The organism is Bacillus infantis (genome assembly GCF_050107595.1).
GTDB classification, from domain to species: domain Bacteria; phylum Bacillota; class Bacilli; order Bacillales; family Cytobacillaceae; genus Bacillus_AB; species Bacillus_AB infantis_C.
The window spans coordinates 50899-66105 of sequence record NZ_JBNILH010000002.1 but is presented as its reverse complement, the minus strand read 5'-3'; the positions used below and the strand labels follow the sequence as shown (position 1 = coordinate 66105).

Genomic DNA, 15207 nt, shown 5'->3' with positions numbered 1-15207 from the left:
TATTTCTATCTATGAAAGTATAAAATAATGGCGGCCTTCCTCAATTTTTTCAGGGAGCAGCGTGCTGCTTCCTTTCTTTAACCGGACATCTTCTCTGCTGTGCACGGCAAGCTGGACTGTGCTCCAGCCAGGCACAAAATTACCTGCGCCTGTTGAGTGCAGATATACCGTCCCTTCCTCACACTTCACTTTAAAGCAGATTTCCCTGTATTCTCCTTCTTCATATGCGAAGGTTTCCCCATCATCTTCATACAGGGTATAGGAGCATTCAGCTCCTTCTTCATAATAAAGATGAAGTGTAAGGGGACCAGCTGCACCTGCTTCCCCGTGGGCAGCCATTGTCCCTTTTTTGATAAAAATCGGCAGCGTTTCCAAAGGTGCTTTGATCAAGTGATGCTTTTCCCCTTCATAGATGCTGCCAGTCCAATAGTCTACCCACATGCCTTCAGGCAGATAGACGGCCCTGTGGGAGGTGCCCGGCTGCATAATCGGGGCAATGATGACATTATCGCCGATCATGAATTGATCAGAAAGATTCCAGGTATGTGCGTCCTCCGGGAATTCGAGGAATAATGGCCTCATGACAGGAGTGCCCTCTTTATGAGCCTCGGCAAATAAAGAATAAAGATGGGGCATCCATGTATGCCGGAGCTCAATGTATTTTTTGATGATAGCTTCATATTTTTCCCCGAATGCCCAAGGCTCCTGCCTTGCTGACCCGAGCACGCTGTGATTCCTGAAAAATGGGGTGAATGCACCTGCCTGTGTCCATCTCGTGAGAAGCTCCCCATTAGAATCATGGGCGAAGCCGCCTACATCCGGACCTGAGAAAGGAATACCCGAGACGCCAAGATTCATAACCATTGGCAGCGACATCTGCAGATGCTCCCAAAAGCTCCGGTTATCCCCTGTCCATACGGCCGCATACCTCTGGACACCGGAATATCCTGCACGCGTAAGCAGGAATGGCCGCTTCCCCTTCAAATGGCTCTTCATGCCTTCATATGTCGATTTCCCCATCAGGAGGCCGTAAAGATTATGAAGCTCCTTATGTGTCCGGGGATTTCCATCGTTATCATGCATGACTTTCAAATCCATTGTTTTACTTTCATTGAAGACCGCCGGTTCATTCATGTCATTCCAGATGCCTTCAATCCCAAGCTCTGTATAGTACGAGTGAAGGCTTCCCCACCAGTCGCGCACATTTTTGCTTGTGAAATCAGGGAATGCACTATTTCCTGGCCAGACGTCTCCGTAATATACATTGCCTTCCAGGTATTTGCAGAAAAGGTCTTCCTGGATGCCCTGTTTATAGACCTTATATTCCGGGTCTTCCTTCACACCCGGGTCAACTATCGGAACAATGCGTATGCCCATTTCCTTCAGATCACTGACCATTTTCCCGGGATCCGGGAATTTGTTCCGGTCAAATGTAAAAACCCTGTATTCATCCATATAGTGGATATCCAGATGAATGCTATCCAGCGGGATGCCTTTTTCTTTAAAAGCCGCCGCCAGCTCCATCACTTCCTGCTGGCTTTCATAACTGTACCGCGACTGATGGTAGCCGATCGCCCACTTGGCCGGCAATGGCATCCTGCCTGTCAGCGATGTGTATTGACGGATAACATCCTTTGGTGAAGGGCCAGCCATGATATAATAATCAAGCTGGCCGCCATCGGCCGAAAAGGAATAAAACTCTTCTCCGCGCATATCAAACTCTGCCCGGAAAGTATTATCGAAGAATATGCCATGGGCTTTCCCTTCCCTCAAGGTGAGAAAAAAAGGAATGGACTGATAGAGCGGGTCTGTTTCTGGATTATGCGGTGCATATACATCACTATTCCACATAACCAGCTTTTCCCCTCTTTTATTAAGGAAGCCCGTTTTCTCACCAAAGCCGTAAAATTGATCGCTCTCCTCCATGTTCTTAAAGCAGATGACTTCTTTAGAATGCTTATAGCCCATCCCTTTTTGATCTTCCCCGGCTAAAATCCTGCCGGCTGCATCCGCCACCGTAATCCGAAGAGGGCATTTGGTCAATTTGACAGTCAGGCAAGAAGTCTTTACCTCTGCCTGATCTCCTGATTCACTATGCTTGAGCTCTACTTCCTGCAACTCACCAATGACGGCAGGGCTTGTTCCTGCATCCGCTTCCCCAAAAAAGTTCATTGTGATGCGGACGATTTCTTCTGTATTGAATACAATCCTGAGTTCCCCTGTTTCAGTCCGGACCTTCAAGCCATTCCTGCATTCTTCTATAGCAAGCACATCTCCTGCTTCCTGGTAATCACTGTTTTCAATCTTTCTGCTCTTTCCTGGATGTATGGCAAAGCTTGTATCATCCATGTAGCCGACTCCTCCTTTGAATCCCTTCTGTCATGACCGGGATCTGGAAGCTGCCGGCAGTGCCGGATGGGGTCAGGAAACAGGCTTCCTCTTTTTCGACCTTCTCCAAAGAAGGATAATAAAGATGATGAAGGCTGCATAGACCAGCCCCATTACTGCCAGATAAGGGATATTCAAACCTGTCTTTTCTGACAGCACATAGATTTCAGCTTCCTCCCGGTCAACGATCAGCTTATAGTTGCCGTCTTCAGACCTAACAAGATCCCCGCCCAAAAGGCCTTTCAGCTGCTTATCTTCTTCAAGCAGGCCGGAATCAAGGGAAACGGTCTGTGTTTCCACTGTATTGTTGATGGCCACGACAGTGGTTTCATCCTTATAGGTCCGCTTGTATACTGCCATGCCATCCTTATTGTATAAAGGCTCCATTGTTCCCCTTGTGAGGGATGGGAGCTGCTGTCTTAATACACCAATATCTGAGATGTATTCAACAAGCTCCTGGTCTGTCCTGAAGTCCATTTGGCGGCGGTTATCAGGATCTTCTCCCCCATCAAGCGCTATTTCACTTCCATAATAGACAATGGGAATCCCCGGTGACGTGTATAAATAGGTGAGGGCCAGACGCCATCTCGGGCCTGGATGCTCATTGTTGCTGACTGCATCGCGTGTAAAGCGGACGGTGTCATGATTATCCATGAATGTTCCCATTAAATAAGGATTATCATACTGGTCCTGATTCCTCTCCCAGCTTGTAAACAGCCAGTCAAAGGGCTGCCCTGGCTTTTCAAATGCTGTACGCAGATGCCCGTTCAGCGGATAATCGACAAACCCGTCGATCCCCGCTTTCTCATACTGTGCAATATAAGCAGGATCATCTGTCCATACTTCGCCTAGAAGATAGAAATCCTCCTTGACGCTTTTTACTTCTTTCGCGAAATCCTCCCAGAAGTCAACTGGCACATGCTTGACCGTATCAAGCCGGTATCCGTCAATATCGGTCTCTTCTATCCACCATTTGGCTGCATCCAGGAGATATTGCCTCGTTTCCGGATTCTCCTGGGCGAGGTCAGGCAGATTATAGATCCATCCATTTTCAAGCTCGTCCTGATTCTCCCAGTTGGTTATTTCCTTCTGTTCATGGAACCAGTCCTGCTTGTCCGGATCATTCACCCAAGGATGATTGGGTCCAACATGATTGACGACAAAATCAAGGATAATTTTCATATCGCGCTTATGTGCTTCTTTTACAAGCTTTTTAAACGTCTCGATAGATCCGAAGTTTTCCTCCGTTTTGTAAAAATCATTGATCCAGTAGCCATGATAGCCGCCTGCTTCATTTTCGAAAATCGGCGTCAGCCAGATGGCTGTAAAGCCCATATCCTTCAGATAATCAAGCTCGTCAATGATACCCTGGAAGTCCCCTCCGTGATAAGCTTTCGGGTCCTTGGCGTTTGTTTCCAGGTCATTGCTGAAATCGCCGTTGTTAAAACGGTCGACCATTAGAAAATAAATTGTTTCATCCTGCCATTTACGCTCTTCTTTTTCAACTGCTCCTACCGGTAGGGCGCAAAAAAGAAGAAACGGAATTAAGATGAGAGCCATGACTCCTTTTTTCATCTCCGCTCCTCCTTAAATATCAAGCTGAGCTGCCATAAGGAAACACCCCTTTAAGCAGCCCAGCCCTAAAGTCACTAACCCTTTAAGATTAGCCTTTTGTGCCCCCGGCAGTCAAACCTGAAACAAAATATTTCTGGAAGGATAAAAATAAAATTGAAATCGGGATCGCAATCAGGACAGACCCGGCAGCGAATGTGGTAAATTCTGCTCCATACTGTCTTGATACAAGCTCATATAACCCAACGGCAAGTGTATATTTCTCAGGTGTTCTTAACATGACCTTTGCCAGGATGAAGTCCGTGAACGGCGCAATGAATGTAAAGAGCGCAACAACTGCCACAATCGGTTTCGCAAGCGGCATAATGATCTGCCAGAAAATCCGGAAATGGCCGGCGCCATCCATCCTTGCACTTTCATCCAGCTCCTTAGGAATGCTGTCGAGATAGCCTTTCATCAGCCAAGTGTTCATCGGAATGGCCCCGCCTACATAAATGAGGATAAGCCCGAGATGGGTATCCAGCAGGTTCGTCACCTGTGCAAGGACGAAGATCGCTATCAATGCTGCAAAGTTAGGCACCATCTGAAGAATCAGGAAAGTGGTAAGTCCATTTTTCCTGCCGACAAAGCGGTACCGTGAAAAAGAGTAAGCCATCAAGCTGATCGTGATGACAGATGCCAGCATGGTGATCACGCAGATTTTCAACGTGTTCCAATACCAGATCAGATAATTGCTCTCTTCCGGGTTGAATATCGTCTTATAATGGGCAAATGTCGCATTTTTCGGGATGAGTGATGAATTGGTCAAACTTGTTCCCGGCGTCAGAGACGCTCCAATGGCCCACAGAATCGGATAAATGATGATGACCGCCATAAAAAGAATGACAAGATAGGTCAGTGACAGCCTGATGAATTTTTCTCTTTTTGTCGTCATATCACATCATATCCTCCTCTTTGAAAGCTTTTGTCCTTCTGAACTGCCACAAAGCCACACTAATGACAATGGCAGACAGAATCATGGTGATGGCTGCAGCCATTCCATACTCAGATTTCGTGACAGTCAGATTATAGATCCACGAGATCAGGATATCGGTGCCGCCTGCATTTTGATCCGAGATAGCAGGACCGCCCATATTGAATAGATAAATAATATTGAAGTTATTAAAGTTAAAGGTGTATTGCGTAATCAGGATCGGTGCAATGGACAGCATGATCAGCGGGAAGGTAATATTCTTGAACTTCTGCCAGATCGTCGCCCCATCCACCGTTGCCGCTTCATAAAGCTCATCCGGTATCGCCTGCAGCACACCTGTGACCATGGCAAAAATGAACGGGAACCCAAGCCAGGTCTGGATCATAATGAGAGCGATCCTTGTCCACAGGGCCTCTGTCATCCACGGGATCGGACCGATGCCAATGAAATCAAGCACGACGTTATTGATGGCACCGAACGTTTCATTGAACAGGCCTGAAAAGATAAGGATGGATACAAATGCCGGTACGGCCCATGGCAGGATCAGGATTGTCCTGATAATGGCCTTCCCTTTCAGATCCTTCTGATTGACAAGGACTGCCAGGAACACCCCAAGGGCAATTTGGAATGTTGTCGCACCAAACGTCCAGATGATCGTCCAGGCAAACACGTTTACGAAAGTATCGCGCCAGATATCCAATGTGACCAGTTTGGCGAAGTTATCGAATGCCACCCAGTCCATCAGCTTCGCAGGCCACTGATGATACAGGTTGTAGTTTGTGAACGAAAGCAAAAGCACGAACACAATCGGAAGGATGACCACAAACACCAGCAGGAAGAATCCCGGAGTGATCATCAAGTATGGGAAACCGGAATCTATCAATGTATGATATTGCTCTTTTATCGAGCTCAGGTGCTTGCCCAAGTCCCGTTTCTTTCCATTTTTATAGGCATCGCGGATGTTGATGTACATAAACCCTGCCGCGAATAGAAGAAGGATGACGGAAATGATTCCGTATACCAGGAGGAAGATGGAATTATCCCTCGGCAGCTTTTCCCCGAGAGTGACCAGTCCCCAAAGGCCAATATTGAGGAAGTCTTTAAAAGCAACAATGAATGATAGTGTTAGAATTAAAAAGGCGATGCCTTTGACAAATTGTTTATTATACATTTGGCCAAGTCCCGGGATGATGGACAGGCCTGCAGCAATTTTCCGATGGTTTGAACGGTATGCTTCTTCCATTGAAAGGATGCCCCTTTCTATCTGATTCCCATAAAGGGCGATTTTTTTAGTGGATTTTTCTTTGCGGCACTATTGTCTTCAGAAGATCCAAAGCCAGGTCTAAAGGAGTATATCTCTTAAAATCCTGCTCTCTTTGACTGCTAAATAAAATGGGAGGCAGTACTCCACCAAGGAGTACCGCCCTTTCCTTTATTGCTATAGATCAGTTTCCGCTGTGGTTAGCTTCGATCTGCTGTTCAATAGTCTTCACAGCATTATCAAGCGCTTTTTTGGATTCTGATTTACCTGTAATGATTGTTTCTACCGCTTTTTTCATAGGATCCCAAACCTCAGCCATTTCCGGTACACTTGGCATTGGAACAGCATACTGGGACTGCGCCATTACTGCTGCAGCACCTTCGTTATTCTTAACGAACTCAGGATCTTCCATCAGTGATTTCAATGGCGGGATTTCGCCAGTCAGTTCAAAACGCTTCTTGGCATTTTCTTCATTTGTGATGAATTCAACGAATTTCTGTGCCCATTCCTGGTTTTTGCTGAAGTTTGTAACAAACCAGCCTTTAACACCCATGAACGTCTTGACAGGCTCGCCATTTGGAAGCTTCGGCATAGCTGCTACACCATAATCGATGCCTGCATCTTTATAATCCTGGAACGCCCAAGGTCCGTTTTGGACAGCAATGGCTTTTCCTTCTTTAAATAGGCCGTTCATATTGTCGTTTGATTTTTCTCCGATGATTCCTTTCGGGAATAATCCTTCTGCATACCACTTTTTGATATAATCTGCTGCTTCTACAGAAGCATCGTTATTCAGGCCGATATCAGTCACGTCCACTTTGCTGTCTTTCTCGCCGAATACATATCCGCCGAATCCGGAGAATACGCCGTGTGCATGATAGAAGTCATCCCAGATTGCAAGGAATCCGTAGTTTCCGTCTTTTGTTACTTCCTTAGATTTAGTATAAAGATCTTCCAGGTTTTCCGGAACTTCAGGAAGCAATGCTTTGTTATAAATGAAAACCGGTGTTTCAGTAGCTTTCGGAAGTCCGTAAAGCTTGCCTTCATATTTCAGGGCTTCTACTGAAGAGCTTGTAAATTGGTCAAGGATCTCGTCGCTTACTTCAAGTTCCTTAATATACCCTTTTACCATCGCAGGGCCAGTGCCGTCATGTGACATTGTAATTACATCCGGTGCATTGGCTGTGTTGCCATCCAGTGCAAGGTTTTCCTGCATCTTTGTTATATTCAGTTCCTTGAATTCAATTTTGATGCCGTGTTCTGCTTCAAACTTGTCTGCCGCATCTTTAAGAGCGACTCCTTTATCTGTATCTTCCCAGACGATCAGCTTTTCAGGTTTTGCTGAACCGCCTTCTGTTTTTTCTCCTGCAGTGCCTGTTTCTTCATCTTTAGGACCGCAAGCAGCCAGCACTCCAAGAACCAGGACGATCATCATAAATAATGATAAAGCCTTCTTCATTTTGACCCCTCCAAAGAAATGATATTTTTCTAGTACAACCGTTTGCACAAATCGCTGCATAAAAGGCAACTGAAAGCGTTATCAGCATATTCAAAAAAAATAACCGCTGAGACATTTCAGGACAGCCGCCTGTGAAAACGATTGCACAAACTTTAACTTTATTATACTTGCTATTTTCATTTTGACAACCCCCTTTTTTAACATTATGCCGAAAAAGTTTATATCGGATATAAGAGCTCCAGCTTGAACGAAAGCCTGTTCTTTGATAAATTTTAAAAAAGTCATTTTGCAATGCAATCGATTGCACAAGAGAGGGGAAAATTTATGCTGGAAAGGTCGTCAATATTTCATCAGCCTGCTGACAGCTTTGCCTATGCTTATAGCGAAAACGTACTCCATATCAGGCTGAAAGCCAAGAAAGGCAATATTGAGGAAGCTGAACTTATTTACGGAGACCAATATGAATGGAATGAAGACGGCTGGGTCAGCCGCCGGATCCCGATGAAAAAAACGGGATCCGACGAATTATTTGATTACTGGCTGGCTGAGCCGGAGCCGGAGTTTAAAAGAACACGGTATGGTTTTTGCCTGAAGTCAGGTGACGAGCAGGCCTTTTATACTGAAAAAGGCTTCTTTGACAGGCTTCCTGAAGATCCCGGCAGCCTCTTCTGCTTCCCCTATCTTCATTCAAGCGAGGTTTTCAGGGCTCCGAAATGGGTGAAGGATACGGTATGGTATCAAATTTTTCCGGAAAGATTCGCTAATGGCGATGAATCATTGAATCCCCCGGGAACGAAACCGTGGAGAAGCGAGGAGCCCCAGCCTGATAATTTCTTTGGCGGCGATTTCCAGGGAATCATTGACCATATAGACTACCTTGCCGGCCTGGGCATAACAGGGATTTACTTCACACCTATATTCAAGGCATACTCCAATCATAAATATGATACAATAGATTATTATGAAATCGACCCCCAGTTTGGTGATAAAGAAACGTTCCGCAAGCTTGTGAAGATCTGTCATGAAAAGGGAATCAAAGTTATGCTTGATGCTGTCTTTAATCACAGCGGCTACCAGTTCGGACCTTTTCAGGATCTGCTGGAAAACCAGGAGGAATCCAAATATAAAGACTGGTTTCATGCTGAAGAATTTCCGCTGGAAGGCGGGGAACGTCCAAACTATTCTACCTTTGCATTTGTCGAGTCCATGCCAAAGCTCAATACGCAAAATCCGGAAACAAAGGAATATCTCCTGGAAGTCGGCCGCTATTGGGTACGGGAATTTGATATCGATGGCTGGAGGCTGGATGTCGCCAATGAAATCGATCATCAGTTCTGGCGCGAATTCCGGGCAGAAGTGAAGAGCATCAAGCCAGATCTGTATATCCTCGGGGAAATCTGGCATGATAGCATGCCTTGGCTCAGAGGCGACCAATTCGATGCTGTTATGAATTACCCATTCCTGACAAATGTTCTTAATCTGTTTGCTAAAGAAGCAATCAGCCCCCGCCAATTTGCGGAAAATATGGTATCTGTTATCCATATGTATCCTGATAATGTCAACGAGGCTGCTTTCAATCTGGCTGGAAGCCACGATACTCCAAGGGTTCTGACGGAGTGCGGGGGGTCGCTTGAAAAGGCAAGGCTGATATTCACATTTATGATGACCTATATCGGAACCCCCTGCATTTATTATGGAGATGAAGTAGGACTTTCCGGCGGCATGGATCCGGGGTGCCGGGAATGCATGCCCTGGAATGAAGAAGAATACAGTATGGAAATGTTTGAACATATAAAAAAGCTCATCCAATTGCGCAAATCAGAGCCTCTTCTGGCAAACGAGGGAAGCCTTGAGTTTCTGGAGCTTCCTGAGGAGAGTACAGTTGCTGCGTTTTCAAGAAGTTCGGGAAACAGGAAGATTGTCATCCTCTTGAATGCTTCAAGTGAAGAAGCTTCGTTTTCCCTCCCTTTTCCTTTAAAAGGGAAAAAAATCACCGATCTGCTGACAGAGGAAGAATATGCGGCTGAAGCAGATTCCCTGTCTGCAGAATTGGAAGCCTACGGGGCGGCCATATTGTCCTTTGAACTTTAAAAATTTCAAACCATTATTCTTAAGGCTGGCGCTTCTGCCAGCCCTTTCTTTGCGTATAATGACTTCCCGGGGAGGCGCTCTTTTATCACAAAGAATCACACCCAATTGTTTAGGAGAAATGCAATATGAAACAACCGAAAAAAAATCTGACTTTATTTGCCCTCACCTGGCCTATTTTCATTGAAATACTGCTTCATATGCTCATGGGGAATGCTGACACGCTTATGCTGTCGCAGTACTCCGATAACTCTGTTGCTGCTGTCGGGGTTTCAAACCAAATCCTGTCACTCATCATTGTGATGTTTGGATTTGTAGCAACAGGCACTTCCATCCTGGTTGCCCAGAACCTGGGGGCAAAACAGCCCGGGAAAGCCGGTGAAATATCGGTGGTGTCCCTTGGGACCAACCTTTGCTTCGGCATACTGCTCAGTGCCGTCTTAATCATTTTTGGCAAGCCTTTGCTGAAGCTGATGGATCTGCCACCGGAACTGATGGATGAAGCAAACGTTTATCTTGTAATTGTCGGCGGCTTTTCCTTTGTCCAGGCACTTATCATGACCATTGGGGCTGTCATCAGAAGCTATGGATTTACTAGAGATGTTATGTATATAACCATCGGGATGAATATTTTGAATGTCATTGGAAATTATCTTTTCATCTTCGGCCCTTTTGGGATACCTGTACTGGGTGTGGAGGGTGTGGCCATTTCTACTGCTGTCAGCAGAACGATCGGCGTTGCTGCTTCCATCCTGGTGCTCATCAGGCGCACGGAAGGCGAGCTGCCTTTCAGGCTTCTTTTCCGCTTCCCGAAGGAACATCTGCGGAATCTCCTGCTAATCGGCATCCCTTCTGCTGGTGAGCAGCTGTCTTATAACGCCTCCCAGATGGTCATTACCTATTTTGTTGCCATGATTGGAACAGAAGCTTTGACTGCAAAGGTTTATGCCCAGAATCTGATGATGTTCATTTTTCTATTCAGCCTCGCCATCAGCCAGGGAACCCAAATCATGATCGGGCATATGATCGGGGCAAGAGAATTTGCATCAGCCTATCAAAGGGGCATCAAAAGCTTGAAGCTCGCTATTGCGATATCATTGGGAGCAGCTGTCGTTTTCACCTTTTTCTCAGATTCATTGCTGGGCATCTTTACGGACAATCAGGATATCATCAAGGTTGGAAGCACGCTGATTCTTTTGACCATCATCCTTGAACCCGGCCGCTCCTTCAATCTGGTTGTCATCAGCTCGCTAAGGGCAGCGGGCGATGTAAAGTTCCCTGTCTATATGGGCATCCTCTCCATGTGGGGTGTTTCTGTCACCATTTCTTATATCGCGGGGATCCATTTCGGACTTGGGCTTATTGGGGTGTGGATCGCCTTCATTGCAGATGAATGGCTGAGGGGAATCCTCATGCTGTGGCGGTGGCGCTCCAAAGTATGGATGGAAAAATCGTTCATCGGCAGGGCCGGCAAGGATAAAGAAGCTGCCGGTTAAAAAGACAGCAAGGCCTGGTGGGCAGCCAGGCCTTTTTTATATTGTAGCGAGGAGCACGGCTTTTTCTTCCTTCGTCACATAATTCCTAGCTCCAAATGAGTTATATCCATTCTTCCGGATTTTATTAAGGATGGCCCTGTAAAGGACAGCAGCCCCCTTGACAGGCGTCCTGGAAGAAGGAGGATAAAAGTGGATCGTTTCCAGCGCTTCTTCATAAAATTGCTCGGCGATTCCCGCCAGCTCCTCAAACAGCGCGAAGAAAGCCTCATTCAGCTGGCCTGACTGCAGTTCTTCCTCCTTATATCCGTGCTTCTCCATCAATGCTGCAGGAAGATAGACCCGATCTCTTTTGAGGTCATCACCTATATCCCGCAGTATATTGGTAATCTGCATAGCCTGGCCCAGCTTAATGGCGCCATGCTTCAGCTTTTCCGCATTTTCAGGCGCAAGAACAGGGAGCAGCATCAGACCGACCGTACTCGCCACATGATAGGAATAATGAAGAAGTTCATCGACTGTATTGTATCTTGATTTATACAGATCCATTTTCTGTCCTGCAATCATTTCAAAGAAAGGAGTGCTGTCCATGTCAAAGCTGCCGAACACGTCCCTGAGCGCCGTCCACAGCATAACATCTTGATCGGGCAGCCTGCCTTCGAGAAATACGGAAAACTCTTCTTCAAAAGCAGCCACCTCCTCTTCAGGGCATGCTCCTTCATCCACAATATCATCCACCCTGCGGCAGAAAGCATAAATGGCCCAGACAGCCCTTTTTTTCTCAGGCGGCAGGAAAGAAAAAGCACGGTGAAATGTGGCTGAATTATTTTTGATGACCTCTTCACAATAGTGATAGGCCGCTGCAGCTTTATCCAATGATCGACACTCCTTCCGTTTGTAAATTCTTTTTATGCTCAAGCTTGATATGATCAGCCAGCATCTTTGCTCCCTGCAGGACAATCGGGATCCCTCCGCCAGGATGAACGCTTGCCCCGACCGCATAGATATTTTTTTCCTTGAAAGGCTTCAGCTGGGGGCGGAAAATGCCTGACTGGAAAAGGGAAGGCGCTATCCCGAAGCTTCCTCCTCCATACAGTCCCTCGCGGAGTGCATCCTCAGGGGTCCTGACCTTCATCCATTCTATATGCTTTCGGAGCCCGGGAAAGCTATCCCTCTCCATCCGGCTGATGAGCCTGTCAACATACTCATCCTTACTGCTCCAGTCGGTATGTTCACCTGAGGGAGCGGGTATGAGAGCATAAAGGACGCTTTTTCCTTCAGGTGCAAGGGAATCATCGATTGCTGAAGGATAGAATGTATAATAAGAGGGTTCTTCCGGCAGCTGCTGCTGCTTGAAGATCTCTTCCATGCTTTTATTGAAATCACGGCCTATGAAAAACTGGTGCACCATCGCTTCCTCATATACTTTTCCAATCCCGAAGTAGAGGAGCAGACAGCCGGAGGAGGCTTTGTAGTTTTTCCTGCGGTCCAGAAGCTCTTTTTCCGCTACAGGAAAATCGCCGTTGATGATGAAAGAGTCGTATTTTTCTTCCTGTCCATTGATAATGGCTCCCTTTGCCTTTGTGCCGTCTGTCAGCAGCTTTTCAACACGGCTCCCAAGGCGTATTTCTACTCCCATCTTCTTAAGAAGCCCTTCAAGTTTTCCGATCAGGCTGGCATAGCCGCCTTTTACATAAAAAATGCCATGCTTGTGCTCACTGTAAGACACAAGGCTGTAGATGGCGGGGGTGCTCAGCGGATTGCCCCCGATATATAATGTCTGGAGAGCATAGGCAATCCTCAGTCTTTCATCCTTAAAATAAGATGAAAGCTGCTTATCAACACTTTTATGAGCATTCATTTTCACTAAAGAGGAAAGTGTCTCCTTATTCCAGAAGTCTCCCTTCTCCAGAAAGGGGCGTTCCAGGAACTGAGGTCTGCCCGTATGGAAACGATAGTCCATATCCTTCATAAACCTTTGAAACCCTGCGAGGCTCTCGGGGAATTTCCGGCTGATCTCCCTTTCCTGCTCGCCTAAGTCCGCATGCTTGATATAATCGGTTCCGTCCGGATAAGTAATTTTATAAAGCGGGTCCAGCCTTACTATTTCATACTGATCCCTGCCAAGTCCCGCTTCGGCCAAAATACTCTCAATCATATCAGGGAGCAGGACGATGGTTGGCCCCTGATCGATCCGAAAGCCGCCTTCCTCCATAAAAGAAAGCCTTCGTCCAAGCTTATTTTCCTTTTCAAAAATGACGACTTCATGGCCATCGTCTGCCAGCAGCAGTGCGGATGTCATGCCGCCGATCCCGCCGCCGATAACCGCTGTTTTCATAATGCTTCCTCCAGTCCCGGGAAGCTTTGGCCATCTTGTTCCGTCAATTCCAGCCCGTCTTTTTCCAATATCATTTTTGCCGTGATCCTCGCCGACTCCAATATGGTCGGCAGCCCGCTGCCAGGGTGAGTTCCTCCGCCGACCAGCCATGTATTGCCCGCTTCCTCAAATTGATTATGCGGCCTCAGCACCATCATTTGCGAAAGCTGATGCCCAAGATTGAAGGTCGCGCCTTTATAGACATGCAGATCATCTTCCCAGTTTTTAGGGCTGATAATCTTTTCAAATTCTATATGGTCCCTTAAGCCTTTAAAACCGGTCTTCTTTTCTACTATATCCAGAACAAGATTCCTGAACTCTTCCTGCCTGCTATCCCATTCAATGCCGCTGAAGTTATTAGGCACAGGTGCAAGGATATAAAGTGCAGATTTTCCTTCCGGCGCCAATGTAGGGTCTGTGGCAGACGGGTTCTGGATATAGATGGAAGGGTCCCCTGATAAGCTGAGTGTTTTCGTGATTTCTTCTACATTCCTTTTGTAATCCCCGGCAAAGCAGATGGTGTGGTGCGGGAGGTCATACTGCTTATCGAGCCCGAGGTAAATCATGAACGTTGAACAGGAATATTTCTTTTTTTCGAGTTTGCGGGTTTTATATTTTTTCAGACTTCCCTCATTCAGGATCGTGCTCATCGCTTTGGCAAAATCGGCATTGATGATGACTTCATCAGCAGGTACCTTCTCACCTGATTCCAGGATGATGCCCCTGCTGTCACGGCCTTCCATCCAAAGGCTCTTCACGCCCTTGCCGAGATGGATCCTGCCCCCGTGCTCCATGGTGACTTTTGCCATCGCTTCGGGCAGCTGGTTCAAGCCTCCGATCGGATGGTAGATCCCATACTCGTGCTCCATAAAGGAAAGGATCGAAAAAGCGCCAGGGCATTCCCATGGAGACATCCCCAGATATTTAGACTGGAAAGTAAATGCCAGACGAAGCGTTTCACTGTCAAAATAACGGGAAAGCACATCATAAAGGCTTTTTCCAAGAGACAGCTCAGGCAGGGCTTTGATGACCTTCCAGCTCAGATAGTGCCGATACCTGTCCATCCGTGATTGCAGGATGGGCATCAATGCTGACATTTTCCTCTCTGTATCTTCCATAAACCGGAGATAGCCATTGCCATTCCCGGGAAACTTTTCTTCTATCCTGCGGACCATTTCATTCCGGTCGCTTGTGATATGAATTCCGGCATCCTCGAAGATCAGTTCATACATCTCTTTTAATTCCTTAAGCTGCAGATAATCAGAGAGTCTTCGGCCGCTGGCGGCAAAAAGCTCTTCAGCAATATGGGGCATACTGAGAAAAGTAGGCCCGATGTCAAAAGTAAAACCGTTCTTCTTTATGCTGCCTGTCCTGCCGCCCAAATATGGCTGCTTCTCATAGACATCCACCTCATATCCACGGCTGGATAGGAGCATGGACGCAGCGAGCCCTCCCGGCCCCGCCCCAATGATCACGATTTTTTTAACCATCTTCTGGCCTCCTTTCAAATTCCGATGCTATACAATAGTTATACAAACATTATACAATCATACTTTGAAACTGGCAATCTTTAAGGCATGCGTCTCTTCAGACACA

At 46.6% G+C, this 15207-nt stretch carries 10 protein-coding genes; 2 read left to right on the top strand and 8 right to left on the bottom strand.

Features of this window, described 5'->3' with window-relative positions:
• Positions 1-9: 9 nt before the first annotated feature.
• The 5 genes from ACQCVH_RS03610 to ACQCVH_RS03590 form a co-directional block, all read right to left on the bottom strand.
• Positions 10-2349 carry a glycoside hydrolase family 31 protein gene (locus ACQCVH_RS03610; protein ID WP_426834491.1) on the bottom strand — a complete coding sequence of 780 codons (2340 nt, stop codon included), beginning with the start codon at positions 2347-2349 and terminating at the stop codon, positions 10-12.
• A gap of 72 nt (positions 2350-2421) precedes the next feature.
• Complete coding sequence (locus tag ACQCVH_RS03605; protein WP_426834490.1) at positions 2422-3963, bottom strand: alpha-amylase family glycosyl hydrolase; 1542 nt, start codon at positions 3961-3963, stop codon at positions 2422-2424.
• Positions 3964-4051: 88 nt separating this feature from the next.
• Complete coding sequence (locus ACQCVH_RS03600) at positions 4052-4894, bottom strand: sugar ABC transporter permease (RefSeq protein WP_426834489.1); 843 nt, start codon at positions 4892-4894, stop codon at positions 4052-4054.
• A gap of 1 nt (position 4895) precedes the next feature.
• A complete protein-coding gene (locus ACQCVH_RS03595; protein ID WP_224900034.1) occupies positions 4896-6176 on the bottom strand; it encodes a carbohydrate ABC transporter permease in 1281 nt (426 codons plus the stop codon).
• A 202-nt stretch (positions 6177-6378) separates the two neighbouring features.
• A complete protein-coding gene (locus tag ACQCVH_RS03590) occupies positions 6379-7653 on the bottom strand; it encodes an extracellular solute-binding protein (RefSeq protein ID WP_426834488.1) in 1275 nt (424 codons plus the stop codon).
• A 327-nt stretch (positions 7654-7980) separates the two neighbouring features.
• Here ACQCVH_RS03590 and ACQCVH_RS03585 point away from each other — a divergent pair, with 327 nt between their 5' ends.
• A complete protein-coding gene (locus tag ACQCVH_RS03585; RefSeq protein WP_426834932.1) occupies positions 7981-9744 on the top strand; it encodes an alpha-glycosidase in 1764 nt (587 codons plus the stop codon).
• 125 nt (positions 9745-9869) lie between these two features.
• Positions 9870-11237 carry an MATE family efflux transporter gene (locus tag ACQCVH_RS03580; protein ID WP_426834487.1) on the top strand — a complete coding sequence of 456 codons (1368 nt, stop codon included), beginning with the start codon at positions 9870-9872 and terminating at the stop codon, positions 11235-11237.
• Positions 11238-11273: 36 nt separating this feature from the next.
• Here ACQCVH_RS03580 and ACQCVH_RS03575 read toward each other — a convergent pair whose 3' ends face one another.
• Genes ACQCVH_RS03575 through ACQCVH_RS03565 form a run of 3 tightly spaced genes read right to left on the bottom strand, consistent with a single transcriptional unit; the run spans position 11274 to position 15101 of the window.
• Entirely contained in the window at positions 11274-12110 is an 837-nt protein-coding gene (locus tag ACQCVH_RS03575) for a phytoene/squalene synthase family protein (protein ID WP_426834486.1), read from the bottom strand.
• Positions 12103-13572: a phytoene desaturase family protein gene (locus tag ACQCVH_RS03570; RefSeq protein WP_426834485.1), complete on the bottom strand. Its 1470-nt coding sequence runs from the start codon at positions 13570-13572 to the stop codon at positions 12103-12105. The genes ACQCVH_RS03575 and ACQCVH_RS03570 overlap by 8 nt, the downstream gene beginning before the upstream one ends.
• Positions 13569-15101, bottom strand: a complete 1533-nt coding sequence (locus ACQCVH_RS03565) for a phytoene desaturase family protein (protein ID WP_426834484.1) — start codon at positions 15099-15101, stop codon at positions 13569-13571. Before ACQCVH_RS03565 ends, ACQCVH_RS03570 begins: the two co-directional genes overlap by 4 nt.
• Between the last annotated feature and the right edge of the window lie 106 nt (positions 15102-15207).

Bases quoted from the DNA above. Each gene is read 5' to 3' on its own strand.
- ACQCVH_RS03590 (WP_426834488.1), bottom strand. From the start codon at position 7,653: ATGAAGAAGGCTTTATCATTATTTATGATGATCGTCCTGGTTCTTGGA.
- ACQCVH_RS03580 (WP_426834487.1), top strand. From the start codon at position 9,870: ATGAAACAACCGAAAAAAAATCTGACTTTATTTGCCCTCACCTGGCCT.
- ACQCVH_RS03605 (WP_426834490.1), bottom strand. From the start codon at position 3,963: ATGAAAAAAGGAGTCATGGCTCTCATCTTAATTCCGTTTCTTCTTTTT.
- ACQCVH_RS03565 (WP_426834484.1), bottom strand. From the start codon at position 15,101: ATGGTTAAAAAAATCGTGATCATTGGGGCGGGGCCGGGAGGGCTCGCT.
- ACQCVH_RS03610 (WP_426834491.1), bottom strand. From the start codon at position 2,349: ATGGATGATACAAGCTTTGCCATACATCCAGGAAAGAGCAGAAAGATT.
- ACQCVH_RS03570 (WP_426834485.1), bottom strand. From the start codon at position 13,572: ATGAAAACAGCGGTTATCGGCGGCGGGATCGGCGGCATGACATCCGCA.
- ACQCVH_RS03600 (WP_426834489.1), bottom strand. From the start codon at position 4,894: ATGACGACAAAAAGAGAAAAATTCATCAGGCTGTCACTGACCTATCTT.
- ACQCVH_RS03595 (WP_224900034.1), bottom strand. From the start codon at position 6,176: ATGGAAGAAGCATACCGTTCAAACCATCGGAAAATTGCTGCAGGCCTG.